The sequence below is a fragment of the Pseudoalteromonas sp. SR44-2 genome (assembly GCF_014163745.1).
Lineage (GTDB): Bacteria > Pseudomonadota > Gammaproteobacteria > Enterobacterales > Alteromonadaceae > Pseudoalteromonas > Pseudoalteromonas distincta.
Genome location: NZ_JACJDW010000026.1, coordinates 1 through 20,383, shown reverse-complemented (window position 1 = coordinate 20,383; position 20,383 = coordinate 1). Strand labels below are relative to the sequence as shown.

Below are 20,383 nucleotides of genomic sequence, written 5' to 3'. Positions count from 1 at the left end.
TATAGTTAAATGCTAACAGAGTTCAATTAGGGTAAAACGCCAAAAAAATTAGTAAAAACTGCAATACTTAGCAATAATCACTACAAATATAAAAATAATTAATAAAAGCCGACAACTATGTTAGATAAAAAAGACCAGCAATTACTCATTGCACTGCAAAGCCAAGCTCGTATGTCGGTTTCAGATTTAGCTGGCAGTATTAACCTATCGGATACACCTTGTTTAAGGCGTATAAAAAAGTTAGAGCAAGAAAACATTATTACCGGCTACCACGCCGCCATAAATCCCAAAGCACTTAATCTTAATGTATTGGTATATGCGTTTGTACGATTAAGCCAAAACTCGGTTAGTGCTGCAGAGCAATTTGAGCAACATGTAGAAAAATTACCACATGTATTAGAGTGTTGTGTAATATCAGGAAGCTATGATTATTTATTAAAAATCATTGCACATGATCTTGAGAGCTACGAAACGTTTGTGAAACATCAACTAGGTGGCTTAAGCTGTATCGCAAATATAGAATCAACAGTTGTGCTTAAACAATCATTTAGCAAAAAACAGTTACCTTTATAAAAATAACCAAAATAACTTACTGTTAGCTATACTGATATTTCAAAACGACAATAATAATTGCTTGGACCTTATGTGAAAAATTTTAACTCTAAAAATCATTCCATTATTTTTTACATCATGTTTGCTTTAGCATATTTTTTAGTCGGCATAGCACTCACTAAACTTGCTTTTAACTCGCAAATAATTCCAATTTGGTTACCTGCCGGCATAGCACTAGTCGGTTGTTATATTTGGTGGTGGCGCTTTATCCCGCCTTTATTTGTAGCTGCAATTGCCTTTAACCTTAATATTTTTGACAGTTCTGCTCATGAGCTAGTCCTGGTCGGTAACTCATTTAACGAGGCTATGTATATCGCCTTTGGTGTTGTTATACAGGCAATGGTCGGCGCAGCTCTTTTAAAGTATTGGCTTGGGCACCCGCTGCGCTTTAAAAAGCGCAAGAATATAATTTACTTTATCCTTGTCATAGCAATATTGGTCAGCTTAATTTCGGCTAACTTTGGCGTATTTGCCTTAAGCCAATTCAACTCGGTTTACAGTGTTGATAATCATTGGAAGAATGTTATTTACTGGTGGCTTGGTGATACATTAGGAGTATTAATTGCGACTCCGCTTTTACTTTCTTTATTACCACAAAAGTCTAATCAACATAATATATCGGCGTTTCCGACAATTGCAGTATGCTCTATTTTATTTTTATCAGTCGCGGTAACAACGCAGTTATACGATCAAGAAAATCGTATAAACACTATTAAAATTGCTGAACGTGAAGTCCACGTTATAGAAAACAGCCTTTATAGATATACAAATCGTAGTATTATTGCAGTGCAGAGCCTAGCAAGTCAGGTACAGTCATCTCCCATGCTAAGCCAGCAAGATTTTTATTCTTATGCTAGCCAGTTACTAACTCAGCACGCATTTATTAACGCCTTATCGTGGAACGCAAAAATACCTCAAGATCAACGCGACGTCTTTGCCCGGGAAATATCAAACATTTATCATTTAGATATTGATGTAGTTGGCGAACCTCTTGAAACTAGCGATCCCCTTGTTATAGTAAAATACATAGCTCCTTTTAATGGTAATCAAAAAGCTATTGGCTTTAATGTATTTTCAAACCCTGATCGGAAAAGCTCTCTGCTTAACCCCGCTATAAAGTACATGCCAGTAGGAACTAAAATAATTCAATTGGTGCAAACCAAACAACCTAAACCAGCCTATTTATTATTTGCCCCTGTGTACTCCCAGCATAGTGATGAAAAAACAATTAAAGGCTATGCCACTGGTGTATTTTTAGTGCGTAGTATTATTGAGCAGGCAATTTCTAAAGAACAGTCTGATATGTTTTCGATTGGTATATACGAAGATACAAACACTCCGCCGTTTTATAGTAATTACTCTCAAAATGTTCAGCAAGCTAAAGGCAGCCGCTTAATGTCGTTTGATGTGGACTTTGCAGGGCAAAAATGGATTGTAAAACTAGCCCTTAAAGAAAGCTTTTTAACACAACATAATAGTCAACTAACTTTATTATTACTCATACTTCAAGTTGCCGTATGTTCTTTAATTTTAATGGTTTTACTGCTGTTTAATCAGCAACAAATCGCACTTACACGTCAAGTTGCAGAGCGTACTCACTCACTCGCACAAGCAAAGAAGCAGTCCGATTTAGCTAATCAGGCTAAAAGCCAATTTTTAGCGAATATGAGCCACGAAATACGAACACCATTAAACGCCGTTATTGGTTTTTCTTCACTTGCTAGAGAAACAGACAATGCAAATACACTCATTGGCTATTTAGATAAAATAAACTCAGCATCTAAAAGCTTATTAAACTTAATTAATGACATTCTTGATATATCAAAAATAGAATCCCAAAAGTTAGTTATTGAATCTATTGCATTCAACTTAGGTGCTTTAATAACACGTATAAACAACATGTTTGAGCAAAGCGCCGTTAACAAAGGTATTAAATGGCAAGTTAATTCAAAGCTACCTGTTGATACCTGGTTTATTGGTGATCCTATGCGAATTGAGCAAATATTACTTAATTTATGTAGTAACGCGATTAAATTTACAAGCCAAGGCAGCGTTACTTTAAACATAGAAACAGAGTTTACTGCCGCCAATAAAGTACAGCTAGTTATAACCGTTAGTGATACCGGCATAGGTATAAAACCAAGCCAACATAAAAAATTATTTAACGCATTTACCCAAGCGGATAGTTCTACCTCAAGGCAGTTTGGTGGTACAGGCCTTGGCTTAACCATAGCGAAAGAGTTAAGCCAATTAATGGGAGCTGATATAACACTTAAAAGTGAAGTAAATAAAGGCTCTACTTTTACATTTTCAATGCGATTAGAAACAACCGAGCCTAAAAAAGAGCATGTTATTACATTTGATAATACTAATATTACTTCGCTAGACATTTTGGTCGCAGAAGACAACCCAGTAAATCAAATGGTTATTAAAGCGATGCTTGGCTCGTTAGGGATTGTGCCGTATATGGTAGAAAACGGTGAGTTGGCGGTCGATATAGTGAAAAAACAGCATTTTGACTTAGTGCTTATGGATTGCCAAATGCCTGTAATGGATGGCTATAGAGCAACGGCACTGATCCGCCAGTTTAAAACTGAACAAGAGCTCCCGATTATTGCTTTAACTGCCGACGTTATGCCAGAGGATAAAGCACATGCACAAGCCGTTGGATTTAACCAGCACCTTGCAAAACCGCTTGAACTCATTAAGCTAACCGAGTGTCTTGTCCAATATGCAGAAGTTAATGAACAATAGTGGTTTAATTTTAAGAATAGTTTTAAGAGTTGGTTTTGTTTTAAGTGTTTTTTCGCATATTGCTGTCGCTCAAAACTGTATATCGCAAGCGAGCGACTTTAAATTTATAACAAAAAGTAAGCAACAAGGCTTATTACGCTTTGAAAAAGAGCACAACCACCAGCGCTTTAATTACCACGCCCTTTTACCATTTAACGATTACTTAGATTTTGCATATAAACATATAAATAAAACCAATCCACGTGCAGATATGCCATGCCCTGTTATTACACAAACGTACCAGCAATTAGTAACACTAGGTACGCGAAAACCTGACCCTACTATTGCAGATCTTATCGCCCCTTTTGAGCTTACGCATCCAAACAGCAATAAAGTTGCACTATTAATTCACGGGCTAACTGACTCACCCTTTACGTATCACGATTTAGCACAAGTGTATTATCAACAAGGCTATACTGTGCGTACTATTTTATTACCAGGACATGGAAGCGCCGCAAGTGCATTGCTCAATGTAGAGGTTAGCCAATGGCAACAGGCAATAAAATACGGTATTAAACGCTCGGTGCAAGACTTTGATGAGGTGATACTCGCAGGTTACTCTACCGGTGCAGCGTTACTTATTGATTACGCAACCAAGCACACTGTTTCACCCAAAATTAAAGCGCTTATGCTTTATTCGCCAGGCTCCGAGCCACATAATAAGTACGGCTGGATAGCAAAGTGGATTGATGCCATACCCTTTGTTAATTGGATAGATAAAGACGCCGATGTAGACTTTGCTAAGTATGAATCATTTCCTTTAAATGCAGCTGCCGCGTCGTACTATGCTATGTCACTTGCAAGCGTAAGTAGCTTAAACAAACGCTCTGCACTTAAATTACCTATTTTTAGTGTACTTAGCGATATTGATACCACGATAGATACGCGTGCCACGCTAAAATTATTAAGTGCATTACACAAAGATAATTCAGTAAAATATAAGCCGCTCGATACTTTAGTACTTTATGGAAGCACTGATATTTTACCGCCAGACTTTGCTAGTGACTACACAGTAAATAATCCGCAGTGCACAACGCCTCAGTGTAAAAAAGTTCATGGTATGTCGCATATTGCTGTTGTTAACTCACCGCAAAATCCACATTATGGAATTAACGCAACCTATCGTAATTGTGGCAGCTTTATTAACGACGAGTCCCTGTACAAAACATGTAAAACAACAAAAAACCCACAACTAGGAGAGCGTACAAGCGCCAACTTAAAACACTATCCGGCCTTACAACGCTTAACTTATAATCCTCATTTTACCGAGCTTAAAAAGCAAATTAGTACGTTTATTAAAAACGTAGAACAGCTTAGAACAACTACAAGGTAAGTAGTCATGGGAACGTTTTCGCACCAATGGTTTAGCAGTATTAATGAGATTGATCAGGCGCAGTGGCAACGTTTATTTGGTGATGAACCATTTACTCAACATGCTTTTTTATATGCCCTTGAACAAAGCCAATGTGTAACACAAAAAAGCGGTTGGCAGCCCCATCACCTCGCTATTTTTGAAAGTGATACGCTCGTTGCACTTGCACCCGGGTATTTAAAAAGTCATTCATACGGCGAGTATGTATTTGACTGGGCATGGGCTGAGGCATACGAAAAACACGGTTTAGAATATTATCCCAAGTGGCTATCTGGCATTCCTTTTAGCCCTATTGAAGGCAAGCGTATTGCTATCGAGCACGCTAACCCTAATGCGGTGTATCAGTACATTACAGAGCAACTTAGCTTACACAGTGCTGAGCAAAGGTGGTCGGGGTGGCATGTTAACTTTTGCGATCAAGCTCAAGCAACATCATTAACTGAGCAACACGCCATGCTAAGAGTGGGTGTGCAATTTCAGTGGTTTAATAAAGGTTTTGAAACCTTTGACGATTTTTTGCAAATACTTAACTCACGAAAACGTAAATCACTTAAAAAAGAGCGAGCTAAAATAGCGCAACAAAATATTGATATTGAATGGCTGCAAGGAACGCAAATTACGCCCGAGATAATGCAATTGTTTTGTGAGTTTTATCAGCGTACCTACTTAAAGCGCTCTGGTCATTTGGGCTATTTAAATATGGAGTTTTTTACGCTTTTACATGCCTTAATGGCTAATACTCTCGTTATTATGCTGGCCAAAAAAGACGACAACGTGATTGCTGCAACACTTAGTTTAGTAGGTAAAAATACGCTTTATGGGCGCTACTGGGGAGCAAGTGAGGAAGTAGATTCCCTTCACTTTGAGTTATGTTATTACCAAGGCATTGAGTTTGCAATAAAGCATAAACTCAGCTGTTTTCATTCGGGTGCACAAGGTGAGCACAAAATAGCACGCGGATTTGAACCCGTACTTACCTACTCTGCTCACCATATTGTTGATGGCGACTTCAGTAATGCAATAAGCGACTACTTAAAGCGTGAACGCGGCCATATTGATATATATAAAGAGCAATGTAGCTCATTACTGCCGTTTAAAAACGAGTAACTGATTATTTGCAGGCATGGCTGTATCGCTAATAAGCGTAAGCCCTGCTTGCTTAGCTAGTTGTTCAACTGCTTCAAAATCTCTTATTCCACTTAACGGATCGCGCTCTTTTAAAAAGGCACTAAAGTCATCATTACTTGGGCTGGTAAATTCACCTTGGTACTTGAATGGCCCATAAATACACAACATACCGTCGCTATTTAAGTGGCGTTTAACACCGTCAAAAAAACGCTCAACTAATTGCCAACTTACAATATGAAATGTGTTTGCAGTATAAATAGCGTCAACCTTATCTACTGGCCACTCATTATTTAAATCAAGCTCAAGAGGTGCATGCAAATTAGTTAAATTAGCTTCGCGGTGCCATAAGTTAATCCCTTCGTGGTTTATAGCGCGATCACTTGTATGCCATTGTAAATGTGGTAATTGCTCTGCAAAAAAAACACTATGCTGGCCGGTTCCTGAGCCAACTTCGAGTACTGTTTTAGTATTTTTTAATACAACTTTTAATTGCTCTAAAATAGAGGTTTTGTTGTTTTCACAGGCTTGTGAAAATGGCTTTGTCATTACTGTGCACCAAAATTGTAGATTAATGCACAACAGTAAAGCAAATTTAGCTTATTTTGTCGTGATGAAAAAAAGGTAATTTTTAAACACTATAACTATCATGTGGTTGAGCTAATTTATTATGATTGGTACGTAATATGCTTTTATATAACTAACCCACTAAAGGGTTTAACTTATATTAAATTTCAAAGGATAAAATTATGCATATACCCCCTTATACCGCTGTAGACGCAGCTATTGCTATAACCGAAAAAACCACCGACGATCATAGTTACGCCGTTGATATGAGAGCTACAGTAATCGATTTACTTTCGCACCCTAAACATAATCAACAGGCGATGACCAAACATGAAACAGATCAGATATTTATTCTTGGCTACAATTAAAACTCAAATTAGTATCGCAAATAATTTTTATAATAACTGTTTACACTGAAACCGATTAAATGTAATGATAACTATTATCGTTAACTTGAGTCGGTTTTTTTATGTCTTCAAATTATGCCCAGCATCGTTACCATCAAGAACTCTCTTGCCATTGCTTAAGACCTGGCCTGCATGCACCCATGCTCGTTGCCGATTACATAGAAACCGCCCTTAACGTCGCCAAAAAATTTGAGCAACAACGTAATCCCTTGCTTCAAGAGTTTTATCTTAGACGCACACACCATGAAATTATGAACAAAATGTGCGACCCTCTTATACATAATGCTATTCGTAAACAATGTTTAGAGCAGTTATACAAACCTTTATTAGCACTAAAACGGTTTTATAAAGTGCATAACAATACTGCACAATTTTTAATACTTGAGCGTGAAGCTCGTATTCTTAGTCACGAATTCAACCCTTTTTAAGGAGCACACTTATGAGCAACTTTAGAACAGAATCAGACAGCATGGGCGAGCTACAAGTACCTACTGATGCGCTCTATCAGGCGCAAACACAACGAGCAGTTAATAACTTTGCCATTAGTGGCTTATCTATGCCAAAGCAATTTATCACTGCACTAGCTTATATAAAACAAGCTGCTGCGCAAAGTAACTGCGAGCTTGGTCATTTAAGTAAAACTAAAGCCGATGCTATTGAGCAAGCTTGTCAAAGTATTATTGATGGCGAGCATGTTGAGCATTTCCCCGTTGATATTTTTCAAACTGGTTCAGGCACAAGCTCAAATATGAATGCCAACGAAGTTATTGCAACGCTTGCTAGCCGTATAGGCAGTGAAAGCATTCACCCTAATGATGATGTAAATATGGGGCAAAGTTCTAACGATGTAGTCCCTACTGCTATCGCACTCAGTAGCGCAATAAATGTAGTGTATGAATTACTTCCTTCGCTTGAAAACTTATCGCAAAGCCTAGAAAAGAAAAAAGCTGAAGTAGGCCATATAGTTAAAACGGGCCGTACGCATTTAATGGATGCAATGCCTGTAACGTTTGAGCAAACACTAAGTGCATGGCAGTCACAAGTTAGTCATGCCGCAGCAGGAATTAGACATAGCTTAGAGCGTGTATGCGAACTTGCACAAGGCGGTACAGCCGTTGGAACAGGAATAAATGCCGACCCTAAATTTGCAGCAAAATTTACAGAAAATCTGAGTGCCAATGTAGGCATTAGATTTACGCCCAGTAGTAACTTTTTTTATAATATAGGTTCACAAGACGCCATCGTCGCGCTTTCGGGGCAATTAAAAGTACTCGCTGTCGCACAAATGAAAATAGCCAACGACCTACGCTGGATGAACTCAGGACCACTTGCGGGCCTTGGTGAAATAGAGCTTGAAGCACTTCAACCGGGCTCATCTATTATGCCAGGTAAGGTAAACCCAGTAATACCAGAAGCCGCAGCCATGGTAAGCGCACAAGTAATCGGTAACGACGCGACCATTACAGTAGCAGGCCAAGCGGGTAACTTTGAGCTAAACGTTATGCTACCTGTTATTGCGCATAATATTTTACAAAGTATTGAGCTACTTGCTAATAGCGCACAAGCACTGGGCGATAAAGCCATTGCCAGCTTTAAGGTGAATCAGCCAAATATAGATAAAGCACTCGCTAAAAATCCAATTTTGGTAACTGCGCTTAATCCGGTGATCGGTTATGAAAAAGCAGCAAAAATAGCAAAGCAGGCTTATAAAGAAGCTCGCCCAATTATTGATGTAGCTGAGCTGGAAACCGATTTACCACGCAGTGAACTCGAAAAGCTACTTAACCCTACCAAACTAACGCAAGGCGGACTTTAATAAACAATATTTTTCACGGCTTTAATTACTTGATAATATAGTTTTTATTGCCGTAAAAAATGCACCGTGTATGATAGTGATGAATATTTCATCACTATCAAGGTTTGTTATGCGTACCCCATTGTTAGCCATACTTTTACCACTTTGTTTAACTGCATGCTTAGATAAAACGCCAACTGAAACGCAGCAAGTAACAATAACCTCAGAAACTGAAGCGCCAAAGCAAGGGCTGCAAAAGCTAAAAGAAAACACTCAATTACAAGAAAATACAAAAAATAATGTAATTGCTGAAAGCGTTTCAATAAACGATTTAAAAAACGTTTCAATAGACGATATAAAAACAGCTAAAGCCGAATTAAATACGCTAATTACAGATAAGCAATGTGATACCAGCACTCAATGCAGAATAAGTGCAGTAGGCAGTCGCGCATGTGGTGGGCCAAGCAGCTTTATTGTGTACTCAACAAAATCAGCGTCTGAAAAACAAGTAGCAGCCCTTAGCGATAAAATTACTAAGCTTGAAAGTAGTTATAATTCACAAAAAGGGATGATGAGCATTTGTCAGCATTTAACAACGCCAAGCACGCAGTGTGTTGAAAATAAATGTGTTAAACTTGAAGGTTCAGCGGTAAGTGCATTTTAAGGATAACGTTATGAGTTGTTTACCATCGGCAATTAAACTATCAATTTTAAGCATTGCTAGCAGCATTTTATTACTAAGTGGTTGTGCTAGTACTGTGACGTCAAATGAGCAAAGTAAAAACTTGTCTGACTTAAACTATGATCTTAGTAACATGGTGAGTAATAACAGCTGCACCGCAAGTTTTCAGTGCAAAGTACTTGAAGTGGGCGCCCGCGCATGCGGCGGACCGAGTAAGTATGCTGTTTATTCAACGCTGAACACATCTCAAGAAGAAGCAGAACAGCTTGCTCAACAAATAACAAAACAAGAAAAAATACAAAATAAAGCACAAGGCTTAACCGATTGTTCACCAGTACTTGAAGTGCAGTCGCTGTGTATTAATCACCAATGCCAGTCGTTTGATATAAAATAAAAATGGTCGCGTATAATTTAATCTCAGCGTTAACCTAAATACGGAATTAACGCTGAAATTACAACAACCAGCACTACGCAAATACCCGCTTTTATAATGTACTTCATGGGCATTGTTTTAAGCACCCAATATGCATAAATAAAGCGTACAAAATAACTCGCCGCAGTACCAAACAACGCAAAAATAAGTAGATAAGCAATTAGAGTAATATTCATAATAATCTAGTGCAACTACTTAGTTTTTTTAGTGTGAGCAATTAGTAAGTCAGCTACTTGTTGTTTTACGGCTCGCTTATCATCACTTGGGACATCAAAGCGACTGGCTAGTTGCGCAATCTCGTCATCATTTAAATTAAAAGATAAACGTTGACGCGTTTTTTTAGATTTTACATCTAAGCCAAGTATTTTACGGATCATATCTGATGGAGTTAACTCTTGGTCAATAGCTTGCTTTTTTATCAGCTTTTGAACTTCACTGCTTAGATCAAATGCCATTTGTGTGGCACGTACAGCTTGTTCCTGACGCAACCACTTGTCTTTAGCATCACTCACTTAGCATCTCCGGGAAACAAGTCTACAATGTCTGACATTGGGCGCGTCAGTGTTAGCGATACTTCGGTTTCGCCGCCATCCCAAATTTCGATATTTAAACCAAAGCCTTCATTATCTGATGCTAAGCAAATCATTTCACATGGTTCACCACCTTCTTGCTCATAGCGAGCCAATGTTTGGTTACGGTAATCTTTATTATGGAAATAACACACGTAAGGCGACTCGCTTTGTTGATAGCTTTTAGCTAAAAACTGCATAAAGCGCTCTGGTGTATTTTGCACTGTAATGTGGGTTAACGACTCTTCATCAAAAATACGCGCAAACTCATCAAGGCCAAATATCTCTTCAACTTCGTTGCGCTGAATTTTAATAGAAAAGTTAGCCCACTCTTCGCCGTCATCTTGCTCAATTTGTAAAAATACAACTTGCCCGCTATTTGTCTCGAGTACAAATTCAGTATCGCTACTGTGCTGATATTGGTAAGTCTGAATATCAGTAACACGTAGCGTTTCACCTTTTAACCATGACGGATAAGCAAATGAGTCGATAACACTAAACATGTCGCCTTTTTTAAGCTCGCTTGGATGATTAAGCTGACGCTCTGGCTCTTTTTTAGATTTGAAAAAATTAAACATAGAAAGGCTGCCCTCTAAGCAAAAAAGGTAACTGAGCAAAACTCGGTTACCTTTTTAAAGTATAAACGTAATGGTTAGCTATTTTGCTTCGCTTTGATGCGAGCTAAAATATCAGCGCTTTTTGGACTTGTGTCGCCAATGCCTGCTTCAGCCATTTTTGCTTTTAAATCATCGCCATTTACGTCTGACTCAAGTTGCTTTGCAGCACCTAGCTGGTCGCTACGATCTTGTTGACGCTGTTTAATGCGTTCAAGCGATTGACGAGCCGATGTCATAGACGAGCTGTTTGTATTAAGCGTGCTGTTAACAGCCATTGTTGCTTGCTGTACGCTTTCTGTGGTTTTAACCATTGTAAGCTGGCGCTGATTCTCTTTAATCGATTTTTCAGCATCTTTAACTTGCTGCTTAAGCGCAACAATATGGTTACTAAAACCAGATAATACTTGCTCGTTTTCGGCTTTTTCAGCTTCAAAGTCACCAATTTTTTCTGCAATTTCTAATGCCAGCGCCTCGTTGCCCTTTTCAAGAGCTTGGCCTGCATACGCTTCGTGTTCCGCGATTGATGCATCTACAGCGCTAATTTTACGCTTAGTTTGCATTTCTTTAGCCATTACTTCAGTAAGGCTTTTTTTAGCACGGTGAAGTGCATTTTGCGCGTCTGCAATTTCTTGCTCAAAAATACGGATGCCATTTTTGTCTACAATTGCTTCGCCTGCTTCACGAGCGCCGCCACGTACTGCTGTAAATAATTTTTTTAAAATACTCATAATCTTAACTCCACTAACTGGCTATTAATCGTTTAAATACAAGGTCACGGCTTCTAGTGCATCGATAGCGTTATCGGCTAATGTCACTAGTTCGTGGGTAACGTCATCTAATGATGAATTTACCGACAGTGCACCAAAAATCGCGTATTTGTTATCGATTTTAGCAAATGCACTCAGTGGAATTGGCACGTTTAAACGTAGTAATGTTTCGTTTAACTCGTTGCGTAATTCACTCTTAACTTCATCTTCGTCAAACAAGTAGCTAATACATAACAACTGCTCTTGCGTTTGTGTAACAAAAATTGGAAGTTCATCATTTCCATCAACAATGACTTGTAAAACATCTTGCTCGCCTGGGTTGGCAATCAAGAAAGACTCAAAGTTAGCGCCTTCAGTTTCAAAAGAAGCTAATTTTATTGAAAGTTCATTTAATTCCATGTCTCTGCCTTTTGTCGTTTGACATATTATGTCTGAGTTAAGATTCTCACGGCCGACATATTATGTCAACCATGTTTTGTTAGTTTTTATACAATTCGCTTTCGATTTGCCATGCAGTTCGGTAGTAATCATACAACTGACCAGATCCTAACCTATTGACCTCAATACTTTTAACTTGTTCAAAGTAGTGGTTAGGAAATACAAAGCTTGCCAATAAATATTCTTTACTAATCCACCTTGATGGCACAGGCATAGCCGTCGCATCATTAATACGGCCACTGGCCGACTGACCCATTTTAGTGGCTATAGTCCAGCCCCACTGCCCAAACGAAGGTATGTTTTGCTGATACTGCTCAACATACTCAAACCCTGCGGCTTTAACTGTTTTAGCAATGCTTAAAAACGCTTTTTTAGCGTGGTAAGGTGAAGTTGATTGAACCGCCATTGCGCCATCGGGTGCTAATAACTGACGTACATGATTATAAAAGTAGTCACTGTACATTTTATTTAGATCAGGGTGATTTGGGTCCGGTAAATCAATTAAGATAGTGTCGAACTGCTTAGATTGATCAAGCAGCTTTTCAACTTCTAAAAATGCATCACCCACAATTATGTTGGCTCGCGAGTCTTGCATCGATTTATTGTTTAGCTGTAGTAATCGCTTATTGATGTGCTCTGGCGGGGTAAAGTCACCGTCTTTATGACCAAATAAATTGAGAAGCTGCGCGTCTAAATCTATTAGCGTTACTTCACTCACAGGCCATTTTAAAACATCTCTAAGCGCTAACCCGTCACCACCACCAATTATTAATACACGGTCGTGTCTGTTAGAGGCAAGCATTGCAGGGTAAACCAGCATTGAATGATATATTTGCTCATCAATACTTGAGAACTGTAAACGCCCATTTAAATATAAATCGGTGATTGGCTGAGGTTGGTTTTTGCTTAATCTTTCGGTTAAAACTACGTGTTGGTATTTAGTTGCTTGCGAATAAATTACTTTATCTTTGTATAAAACATTACTTAGACTGTTCATCCAGCTACTGCCAAATACTAAAATAAAGCCAAACAATGCCAGCAGTACTATATGGCAAACTAAAAGTGCCTTAGCAAAGCGCACATGGGCATGGTAACGCCATAAAAAAGCGAGCCCTGCGATGATATTAAATAACGCCGTCCACGCCGCAGCTTGCATTATAGGCATTGAGAGCATGATACTTACCCAAATGGCGGCACCAATACCAGCACCAATATAATCGGCACCATAAATAGTCCCTGCGTTGTTTTCTAAAAAACGACCATAAACGTGCTGACGAATGCGCGCTATAAGCGGTATTTCCATACCAATAAATAAGCCCAGTATTAAACCAAAAACATAAGGTAGAAAACGTGACCACTCTTGTAGCTTTTGAAATACGTAACCATTAAGTACAACATCTGGGGGTAAATTAAAAATGCTCGAAAATAAATGAGGAAGAGAATAACTTACAGCTATTACACCCGCTATCGCTAAAATGCAGCCCATGCCAACCAAAGCAATAATGCTTTCTAGCCAAGCAAAAGCGGTAAATGCATCTTTAAACCAACGCGCTAAAAAAGCGCCTAAGCCCATTGCTACAATCATAGTACCGATCATGGCGTAAATAGCACTTTCTACTGAGCCAAGTACACGCCCCGCATAATGAGACAGTAAGTATTCATAAATAAGGCCGCACCCAGCAAGCACGGCCATAACAGTAATTAGTAATATATCGTGCCCAAGTAAGCGAGACTTACTTGGGGGAGTGTTGGTTGATGACACTGATTATGCGCCTAGTAAGGTTGCCATAGTGATACCTACAGCAAATGATACTGCTGCAGAAATAGCTGCTACACCTACATTTTTTTGACGATTAACTTCATCGGAAATATCGCAACCAGATAAAATTATTTTAATTGTCACTAAGTGCAAAATAATAAATGCGACAAGGCTCACAACAGCGCTAATAGCCCAGTATAGTAAACTCGCATTAATGTTATCAGCAGCGTATGGCGCAACACCCGTTGCAGCTGTAATAGCTAATGCACTACCTATTAAAAATCCAGCGTAACGAATACCCACAGCTAAGTTACCATCAACAATTGCTTGTTGTAGGCAGTCGCCACTTTTGTTTGTACGCTTAAATAACTGCACTCGGTACTGGCTAACAAGTAGTAATACAACACTACCTATAATAAAGGCAGCAATTACAATTGGAAGACCATGCCAGCCATCAGTAGCCACCCATAAAAGTGCTGAGCGAATAACTATTGCAACACTAACAACATGACCAAAATCAATTATTGAAGCTGTAACGTTACCTTTAACTATTTCGTCGTGCAGGCTTACTTTACGAAGCGCTACTTTATCTTGAAAAAAGTGCCCCAACTTAATAAGTACAATTGCTAATGCGCCGTAAGCTAACATTTGCAGTGCTTCTTGTTGCAATGTTGCAGCAAAAGCACCACTACTTACACCTGTTAATACAATCGCCAGTGCCACTAAACCAGCGGCAAAGCTAATACCAAAAGCAAAGTTATCACGCTCTGTTATTTCATCATTTGCGTGTAAGTTTGAAACCCAACCTTTTATATATTTAAGGCTTACAAATAATAAAACAATAATTGCAAAATCAATCGCCAATGCTTGTAGCGACCACATAGTTATTCCATTAAATTCATACATATTATTCTAACTCCAACTTTATTCTTTTACTTACCACGGCTCACGCCACGAGAGGTTCTGCTACCGCTATCACGCACCGATCCTGAGCTATTGCTATAACTGCTCGAACGAGAATAACTACTGCGGCTTTTTGGTGGCGTATAACTACTACGGCTTAAACCGGATGCACCTGTTTTTTTACTCGCATAAGGGCTTGTAAACTGCTTACCTTGGCGTTGGTATGTTTGGCGCGTGCGTGTTTCTAGCGCGCTTTGGGTTTTAATTTGTTTAGGGCTTGAATAACGCGAACGGCCATAGTCATTGTAATAACTATACTTTCGGCGTTTGCTCCAACTACCATATTCAACACGGTCAAATACATCGCCTAAAATACGGTACATGCCGTACCATTGCCAAAAGCTAATACCATTACTATTTGTTTGCCAGTTACCATAGTTAGGGTTACCTACCATTTGGTTACCAACACCCTCACCTTCAGCTTGCTTACTAATTGCACCTACACGCGCTAAAGTGCCTTTGGACATATCAGCTAGCATATTAATAGGATCGGTTAACGCATCAGAAAATAGCGTAGGTTTAGACGCATCACGCAACAAATCAATGCTATGCAACGTATCTTCGTAAGGAGGAATTAAGTAAGTTCCTTTAATATCTTTAAGTCGCTGTGTTAAACCACTATAAAGTGCACCTTGGCGCGTTGCATCAAGGGTAATTACATCAACAACTTTTGTAAGCTCTGGTTGTTGTTTTTTAAGGAGCTCGCCATATTCTTTAAGTAATACAGCATTGCGCACATTCCCATTATCAAGCGCAGTACCAAGCTGTGACAGCTCTGTATCTGCTTTTTTAATAGACTCTTGAATTGTTTGTTGCAGCTGCTCTTCTTTAGATTGACAACCCATAAGCACTGCGAACAAACAAAACAGGCTTATAAGTTTCCAAGCTTTAATATTCGACATTCATGTCACCTGATTTACTAAATTAACTAAGGTAGTTTTACACAGGTCACTTATTAAACCAAGAATGTAATTGCAACAAAGTAAGTCAGTACAAAATTAAATAAACAGCTATATTTAGTATATGAATTTAAAAGCATTCTCAATGTTAGGCTTTTAGTGCTACAAAGGGCGTAATAAGTAGCTTTTTTGTAATTATGGATTGCCTGATTACACAATAATAACTAAAACATAATTAAATGACGGTTAAGGGTTAAATTTGATGCTTCATAGTATTCGATATAAATTTATTATAATAACAACGGTTTTAATTATATTTAGCGCAAATTTAGTTTTTTTCCTCGCGATTAATGAACACGAAGATTTATATCGCCAATCTGTTAAACAAAATTTAGATGCAATGTCTTCAAATATTTCCGATAGCTTATTACGTGTTATGTCTGAGCAAGTTGATTTGTTCTCTATAACCACAGAATTGCTCGGTTTTGATCGGTACGAACACATTAAGTTTGTTAATGTATTTGACGCTGACTGGCAATTAATCCAATCGTATGTCCACCCCAACTATTTAGAGCTTGAGAGCTTTAAGCCTGAACTTATAAGTATTCAACCAAAAAATTTACCTTATGCGGTTACAATAACCAATGAAGGACTAGTGGCCTTAAAGGCAATTGGGGAGGAGCAATTTCCTATTGGATATTTGCTCATTGTGCAAGACTTTAAAAAGCCACTGAATGAAAGTAAAATTAGCCTTTTTTATAGTGCAGCTCCATTTGTTGTTTTAATTATTGCACTCACCATTATTATTTCATTTTGGATATATCAGCGTTTATTAAGCCCACTTTTAGCGCTCTCGAAGTTCACACAGAAAGTTGAAAAATCAACAAATTATAAGCTTCAATACCAAGTCACTGGTCATGATGAAGTATCTCAACTTGGTAACGACATTAATGCATTACTACAAACAATTGACTCCCAAGTTCAAACCAATCATAAACACACCGCACAACTTTTAGTACAAACGCATTCAATGGAGCGCCTCGCCAATTACGATATATTAACAGGTTTACCTAATCGCATGTTTTTTATGGACCTACTCAAACTCGAACTAGCTAGGAGTAAAAGTAACGACCGAGACGTTGCGATTATGTTCTTTGATGTTGATAGTTTTAAAGGCGTTAACGACACCCTAGGCCATGAAACCGGAGATATGCTTTTACAAGCTGTGGCTAAAAAAGTGAAAAGTTATCTGCGTAGTAACGACATAATTGCACGCTTAGGCGGTGATGAGTTTTTAATTATGCTACCTAATATCACTGAGCAATCTATTGTTATAGATATTGCCGAAAATATCATTGAGGGTATGAAAGAGCCATTCACTATAAATGAGTGGGACGTACCAGCGGGTATTAGTATTGGTATTGCAAGTGCCAAAGAAGCTGAATTTGATATAAATACATTTATCAGTAATGCCGATATTGCAATGTACACATCAAAAGAAAAAGGCAAAGGCGCATATACAATATTCCACCATAAAATGCTTGAAGATAACAAACGAAAAGCGCAAGTCGCTAACTTAATATCTCACGCAATAGCGCAAAATGAATTTGAGTTATTTTATCAGCTTAAAATGTCGAATACAGGCGAAACTCAGGGCTTAGAAGCCTTAATAAGATGGCAAAGCAAAGAGCTAGGTTTTGTTTCTCCTAGTGAGTTTATACCTATAGCGGAACAAGCAGGTAAAATAAAAGCGATTACTCAATGGGTGATCACACAAGTATTTAAAGATATGCAAATGCTAAAACAACTTATGGGGAATAATGTACTCGTCTCCATGAATCTTTCAAGCCATGACTTAAAAGATCATAACTTCATTCATACTGTAAAAAGTAAACTACTTGAACATAGCGTCGATATTTCAAATATTCAGTTTGAAATAACAGAATCAAGCTATTTAGAAAATTTTGAAAACGCCAATCAATTTTTTAATCAAGTAAAAGTTATGGGAGGCTCAATTGCATTAGATGACTTTGGCACAGGTTACTCTTCATTGAGTTACCTTACTAAAATTGAAATTGATACATTAAAAATAGATCGAATGTTTGTAAATCAATATGCAAGCTCGGCAAAAGACACTGCAGTATTACAAGCAATACTCGATTTAGGCCAACGCCTTGGTTTAAAAATATGTAGCGAAGGAATTGAAACAAACGATCAAGCTAACTACCTAGTATCAAATGGTAGTGATGAAATGCAGGGCTATTACTTTGCAAAACCAGTGTGCATTGCACAACTACCACACACAATTGAACGAGCGAAAATATTATTTAAAGAACTAACAATAACTTCAAAATAACTCAGTGCAATTGATTTTTTACTAAGCAAGCGGCTTACTTTTAATTTAGTGCAATTATGGTGAGCTCTTTAGGTATAGTAATTCCTGCTGGAAGGTAAGCTACTGAGTCTTCAACGGTTAGTAAGTACTCTATAACCTCTTCTGTAGACTCAAATTCAACAGGGGGCTTGCTGCGCCCCGTGAATCGCATTTGGGCCCAATAAGCTTGTATTCTAGATTCAGTAAGACCTACCATCCTAGTGTTAAAATTTATTCTAAGCGGATTGCCGACAAAAAGGTTAACTGCTTTAAATTGTCTGCTCATAGCTCCGCCCATATAAATATGGCGAATTTGTTGCTTACTAAAAGATAAGTTTTTATCTGTGGTATTTACTACAATAATGACGTTCGAGGGGTTTGTATTTTCTGCATAAACTGAAATGCTAAAACCAAATAGGCTACTAGCGAATACAAAGAGCATCATTATTTTTTTAATGTTATTAATAGGTTTAAAAAATATCATTAAAACACCCAATCCAAACCAATAAGATAAAGATTAGTTTTTTTATCAAAATCAGAGTCATCAGGAGTAACGAAAAACGAGTCTTTTACATCGTCGCCTTCTAGGGTTGAAAACTCAGCTTTTAAGGCAAGGTTTGGCAACACATCCCAGCGTACACCAACCGTCCAACTCTTAATTGAGTCAGGCGTAGATTCATCAAAAATACGATTGTACCCATATGCAAGTTGATCTAAGTCGCTATTAATACCTAACGGAATTTCATTTTCAGCAGAACGAGTTTCTACGTCGCTATCTGCAAATGTTAAGTGGTAAGTAAAAGGAGCATGATTAACACCGGCAGTTAAATAATAGCTCTGAATTATAGGCACTATCCCTAAATCAGTTTTAATGCGGACCCATTCACCTCTAAAAAAATAATCTAAATTGTCGTAAATTACGCCAAATTGGTCTGCATGTGCTCTACCTTTTGTTTTTACCGAGCTGGCACTTTTTGTAAAATTAAGGCTATTAAGAACATTTTCTAGCTGTCTTATCTCATCAATATCAAGCCTGATATTCCCATTATAACGGGAAACTCTAAATTCTAAGTTTTCAATATTAATCTTACCAATGAACCCTAAAAGGTTATCAACTTCAAAGCCCGTTCTTAAGGCGCCTATCCCTATATCACCCGACTCTTCACCATAGTAACCTTCAAAGCTCAAATCAAAGTTTTCTGCACCAAATTTATAAACAGCATCTATGCCATTAAATGTTTTAAATAAATAAGTATCATAAACTTGTTGAGGTGGATTGATCCATGGGTACGCAAAACCAACATCCGAAAAGTCACTCATAGTAAAAAAAGGTGTGCGTAATTTTCCGAGTTTTATCTGAATATTATCAGTTGGCCTATATGTTAAATATAACCACTCTAACCCTGAGTTATCAGAAGCTGTTGTGTTATTGCTTCTTAGCAAAACTTGGGCTGTTGCAGACCACTTATCATCAAATTGATACTCGCCTTGGAATCCAATTAAACTAGATGGAGAAAATTTAATACTGTCTTCATATCCCTTAAATTCGACATTTTTTTCGTCTAAGTAACCACCAATAACTCGAGCATAACCAGAAAATTCTAACTCATTAGAAAAAGCTGAAAAATGAGTAAGCATAGTGGTAAAAAGTAAGCACCAAGATATTTTATATCGCATCAGAGAAAATTAAATCCTTTGTTGAATTATGCAAAGTACAATGAAGATTAATTATGCTAACAAGGAAGTAATTCACCAGTTCGGATAATCAATTATTTAATTATTTTAAGTAGCGCTCTTTACCGCGACCTAGGATTAATGATTATAGTCAATGAATTACATGTTGGCACAATATATGTGTTCTATAAGAGTATTAAGTATCTAGTTAACACTGTTCCATTCAGGATTATTGAGATAGAGCTTAACTATATTTATATAGATACTTATCAACTAAGTAGAGGATCAAACTGATTCTTAATTTATCTCGTTCACCAAGATTGAGTGCTTAATATAAGTGTTTGGTAGGATGTAAATTAGCTAAATTATAATGCGATATGTGAGTAATCCACCACATTTTATTTTTCTGCAAACGTAAAAAAGCCCGACTATTTCTAGTCGGGCTCTCTACAATTTGAAGCCTGGTAATGTCCTACTTTCACATAGCAAATGCTACACTATCATCGGCGCTGTTTCGTTTCACTACTGAGTTCGGCA

The 20,383-nt window shown here is 37.9% G+C and carries 21 protein-coding genes; 10 read left to right on the top strand and 11 right to left on the bottom strand.

The features are described 5' to 3' along the window. The first annotated feature begins 117 nt into the window (after window positions 1–117). The 4 genes from H5115_RS15015 to H5115_RS15000 all read left to right on the top strand — a co-directional run bounded on the left by H5115_RS15015 (window position 118) and on the right by H5115_RS15000 (window position 5,884). Window positions 118–573: an Lrp/AsnC family transcriptional regulator gene (locus H5115_RS15015; RefSeq protein ID WP_024604725.1), complete on the top strand. Its 456-nt coding sequence runs from the start codon at window positions 118–120 to the stop codon at window positions 571–573. 72 nt (window positions 574–645) lie between these two features. Next, window positions 646–3,366, top strand: coding sequence for an ATP-binding protein (locus tag H5115_RS15010; RefSeq protein WP_182756105.1), 2,721 nt, complete (start codon window positions 646–648; stop codon window positions 3,364–3,366). Beyond that, window positions 3,356–4,738: a carboxylesterase gene (locus H5115_RS15005; RefSeq protein WP_182756103.1), complete on the top strand. Its 1,383-nt coding sequence runs from the start codon at window positions 3,356–3,358 to the stop codon at window positions 4,736–4,738. Before H5115_RS15010 ends, H5115_RS15005 begins: the two co-directional genes overlap by 11 nt. A 6-nt stretch (window positions 4,739–4,744) precedes the next feature. Further along, a complete protein-coding gene (locus tag H5115_RS15000; protein WP_182756101.1) occupies window positions 4,745–5,884 on the top strand; it encodes a GNAT family N-acetyltransferase in 1,140 nt (379 codons plus the stop codon). On the opposite strand, the gene H5115_RS14995 is transcribed toward H5115_RS15000, so the two are convergent. Further along, window positions 5,861–6,451: a DUF938 domain-containing protein gene (locus H5115_RS14995; protein WP_182756100.1), complete on the bottom strand. Its 591-nt coding sequence runs from the start codon at window positions 6,449–6,451 to the stop codon at window positions 5,861–5,863. The genes H5115_RS15000 and H5115_RS14995 overlap by 24 nt on opposite strands. Window positions 6,452–6,651: 200 nt before the next feature. Between H5115_RS14995 and H5115_RS14990 the strand changes: the two genes are divergently transcribed. The 5 genes from H5115_RS14990 (at window position 6,652) to H5115_RS14970 (ending at window position 9,747) form a co-directional block, all read left to right on the top strand. Continuing rightward, window positions 6,652–6,837, top strand: coding sequence for a hypothetical protein (locus H5115_RS14990; RefSeq protein WP_010554833.1), 186 nt, complete (start codon window positions 6,652–6,654; stop codon window positions 6,835–6,837). Between the two features lie 101 nt (window positions 6,838–6,938). Then, entirely contained in the window at window positions 6,939–7,304 is a 366-nt protein-coding gene (locus H5115_RS14985; protein WP_231609258.1) for a hypothetical protein, read from the top strand. Window positions 7,305–7,315: 11 nt separating this feature from the next. Further along, window positions 7,316–8,692 (top strand): lyase family protein, encoded by a 1,377-nt coding sequence (locus tag H5115_RS14980; protein WP_182756099.1) that lies wholly within the window; start codon window positions 7,316–7,318, stop codon window positions 8,690–8,692. Window positions 8,693–8,801: 109 nt separating this feature from the next. Then, a complete protein-coding gene (locus tag H5115_RS14975; protein ID WP_182756098.1) occupies window positions 8,802–9,335 on the top strand; it encodes a hypothetical protein in 534 nt (177 codons plus the stop codon). 10 nt (window positions 9,336–9,345) lie between these two features. Further along, window positions 9,346–9,747, top strand: a complete 402-nt coding sequence (locus H5115_RS14970; protein WP_004335077.1) for a hypothetical protein — start codon at window positions 9,346–9,348, stop codon at window positions 9,745–9,747. Window positions 9,748–9,776: 29 nt separating this feature from the next. On the opposite strand, the gene H5115_RS14965 is transcribed toward H5115_RS14970, so the two are convergent. The 8 genes from H5115_RS14965 to H5115_RS14930 form a co-directional block, all read right to left on the bottom strand. After that, on the bottom strand, window positions 9,777–9,962 hold the full coding sequence (locus H5115_RS14965) for a hypothetical protein (protein ID WP_024597424.1): 186 nt from the start codon (window positions 9,960–9,962) through the stop codon (window positions 9,777–9,779). A gap of 15 nt (window positions 9,963–9,977) precedes the next feature. Beyond that, window positions 9,978–10,298: a hypothetical protein gene (locus H5115_RS14960; RefSeq protein ID WP_024597423.1), complete on the bottom strand. Its 321-nt coding sequence runs from the start codon at window positions 10,296–10,298 to the stop codon at window positions 9,978–9,980. Next, a complete protein-coding gene (locus H5115_RS14955) occupies window positions 10,295–10,933 on the bottom strand; it encodes a DUF4178 domain-containing protein (RefSeq protein ID WP_182756096.1) in 639 nt (212 codons plus the stop codon). Before H5115_RS14955 ends, H5115_RS14960 begins: the two co-directional genes overlap by 4 nt. 74 nt (window positions 10,934–11,007) lie before the next feature. Next, a complete protein-coding gene (locus H5115_RS14950; protein WP_004335088.1) occupies window positions 11,008–11,700 on the bottom strand; it encodes a PspA/IM30 family protein in 693 nt (230 codons plus the stop codon). Window positions 11,701–11,724: 24 nt separating this feature from the next. Further along, on the bottom strand, window positions 11,725–12,138 hold the full coding sequence (locus tag H5115_RS14945; RefSeq protein ID WP_004335098.1) for a YjfI family protein: 414 nt from the start codon (window positions 12,136–12,138) through the stop codon (window positions 11,725–11,727). Between the two features lie 79 nt (window positions 12,139–12,217). Then, window positions 12,218–13,939 carry a polyamine aminopropyltransferase gene (locus H5115_RS14940; RefSeq protein WP_182682754.1) on the bottom strand — a complete coding sequence of 574 codons (1,722 nt, stop codon included), beginning with the start codon at window positions 13,937–13,939 and terminating at the stop codon, window positions 12,218–12,220. Between the two features lie 3 nt (window positions 13,940–13,942). Next, the gene (locus H5115_RS14935) at window positions 13,943–14,842 is read right to left on the bottom strand and encodes a DUF350 domain-containing protein (protein WP_024597420.1); all 900 of its coding nucleotides are present in this window, start codon (window positions 14,840–14,842) and stop codon (window positions 13,943–13,945) included. Window positions 14,843–14,868: 26 nt separating this feature from the next. Then, window positions 14,869–15,801: a CHAD domain-containing protein gene (locus H5115_RS14930; RefSeq protein ID WP_182672490.1), complete on the bottom strand. Its 933-nt coding sequence runs from the start codon at window positions 15,799–15,801 to the stop codon at window positions 14,869–14,871. 397 nt (window positions 15,802–16,198) lie between these two features. Here H5115_RS14930 and H5115_RS14925 point away from each other — a divergent pair, with 397 nt between their 5' ends. Continuing rightward, on the top strand, window positions 16,199–18,154 hold the full coding sequence (locus H5115_RS14925; protein WP_259396411.1) for a bifunctional diguanylate cyclase/phosphodiesterase: 1,956 nt from the start codon (window positions 16,199–16,201) through the stop codon (window positions 18,152–18,154). Between the two features lie 40 nt (window positions 18,155–18,194). On the opposite strand, the gene H5115_RS14920 is transcribed toward H5115_RS14925, so the two are convergent. Further along, window positions 18,195–18,656: a hypothetical protein gene (locus H5115_RS14920; RefSeq protein ID WP_182672492.1), complete on the bottom strand. Its 462-nt coding sequence runs from the start codon at window positions 18,654–18,656 to the stop codon at window positions 18,195–18,197. Further along, window positions 18,656–19,849, bottom strand: a complete 1,194-nt coding sequence (locus H5115_RS14915) for a porin (protein ID WP_182756092.1) — start codon at window positions 19,847–19,849, stop codon at window positions 18,656–18,658. Before H5115_RS14915 ends, H5115_RS14920 begins: the two co-directional genes overlap by 1 nt. Window positions 19,850–20,383: the final 534 nt, after the last annotated feature.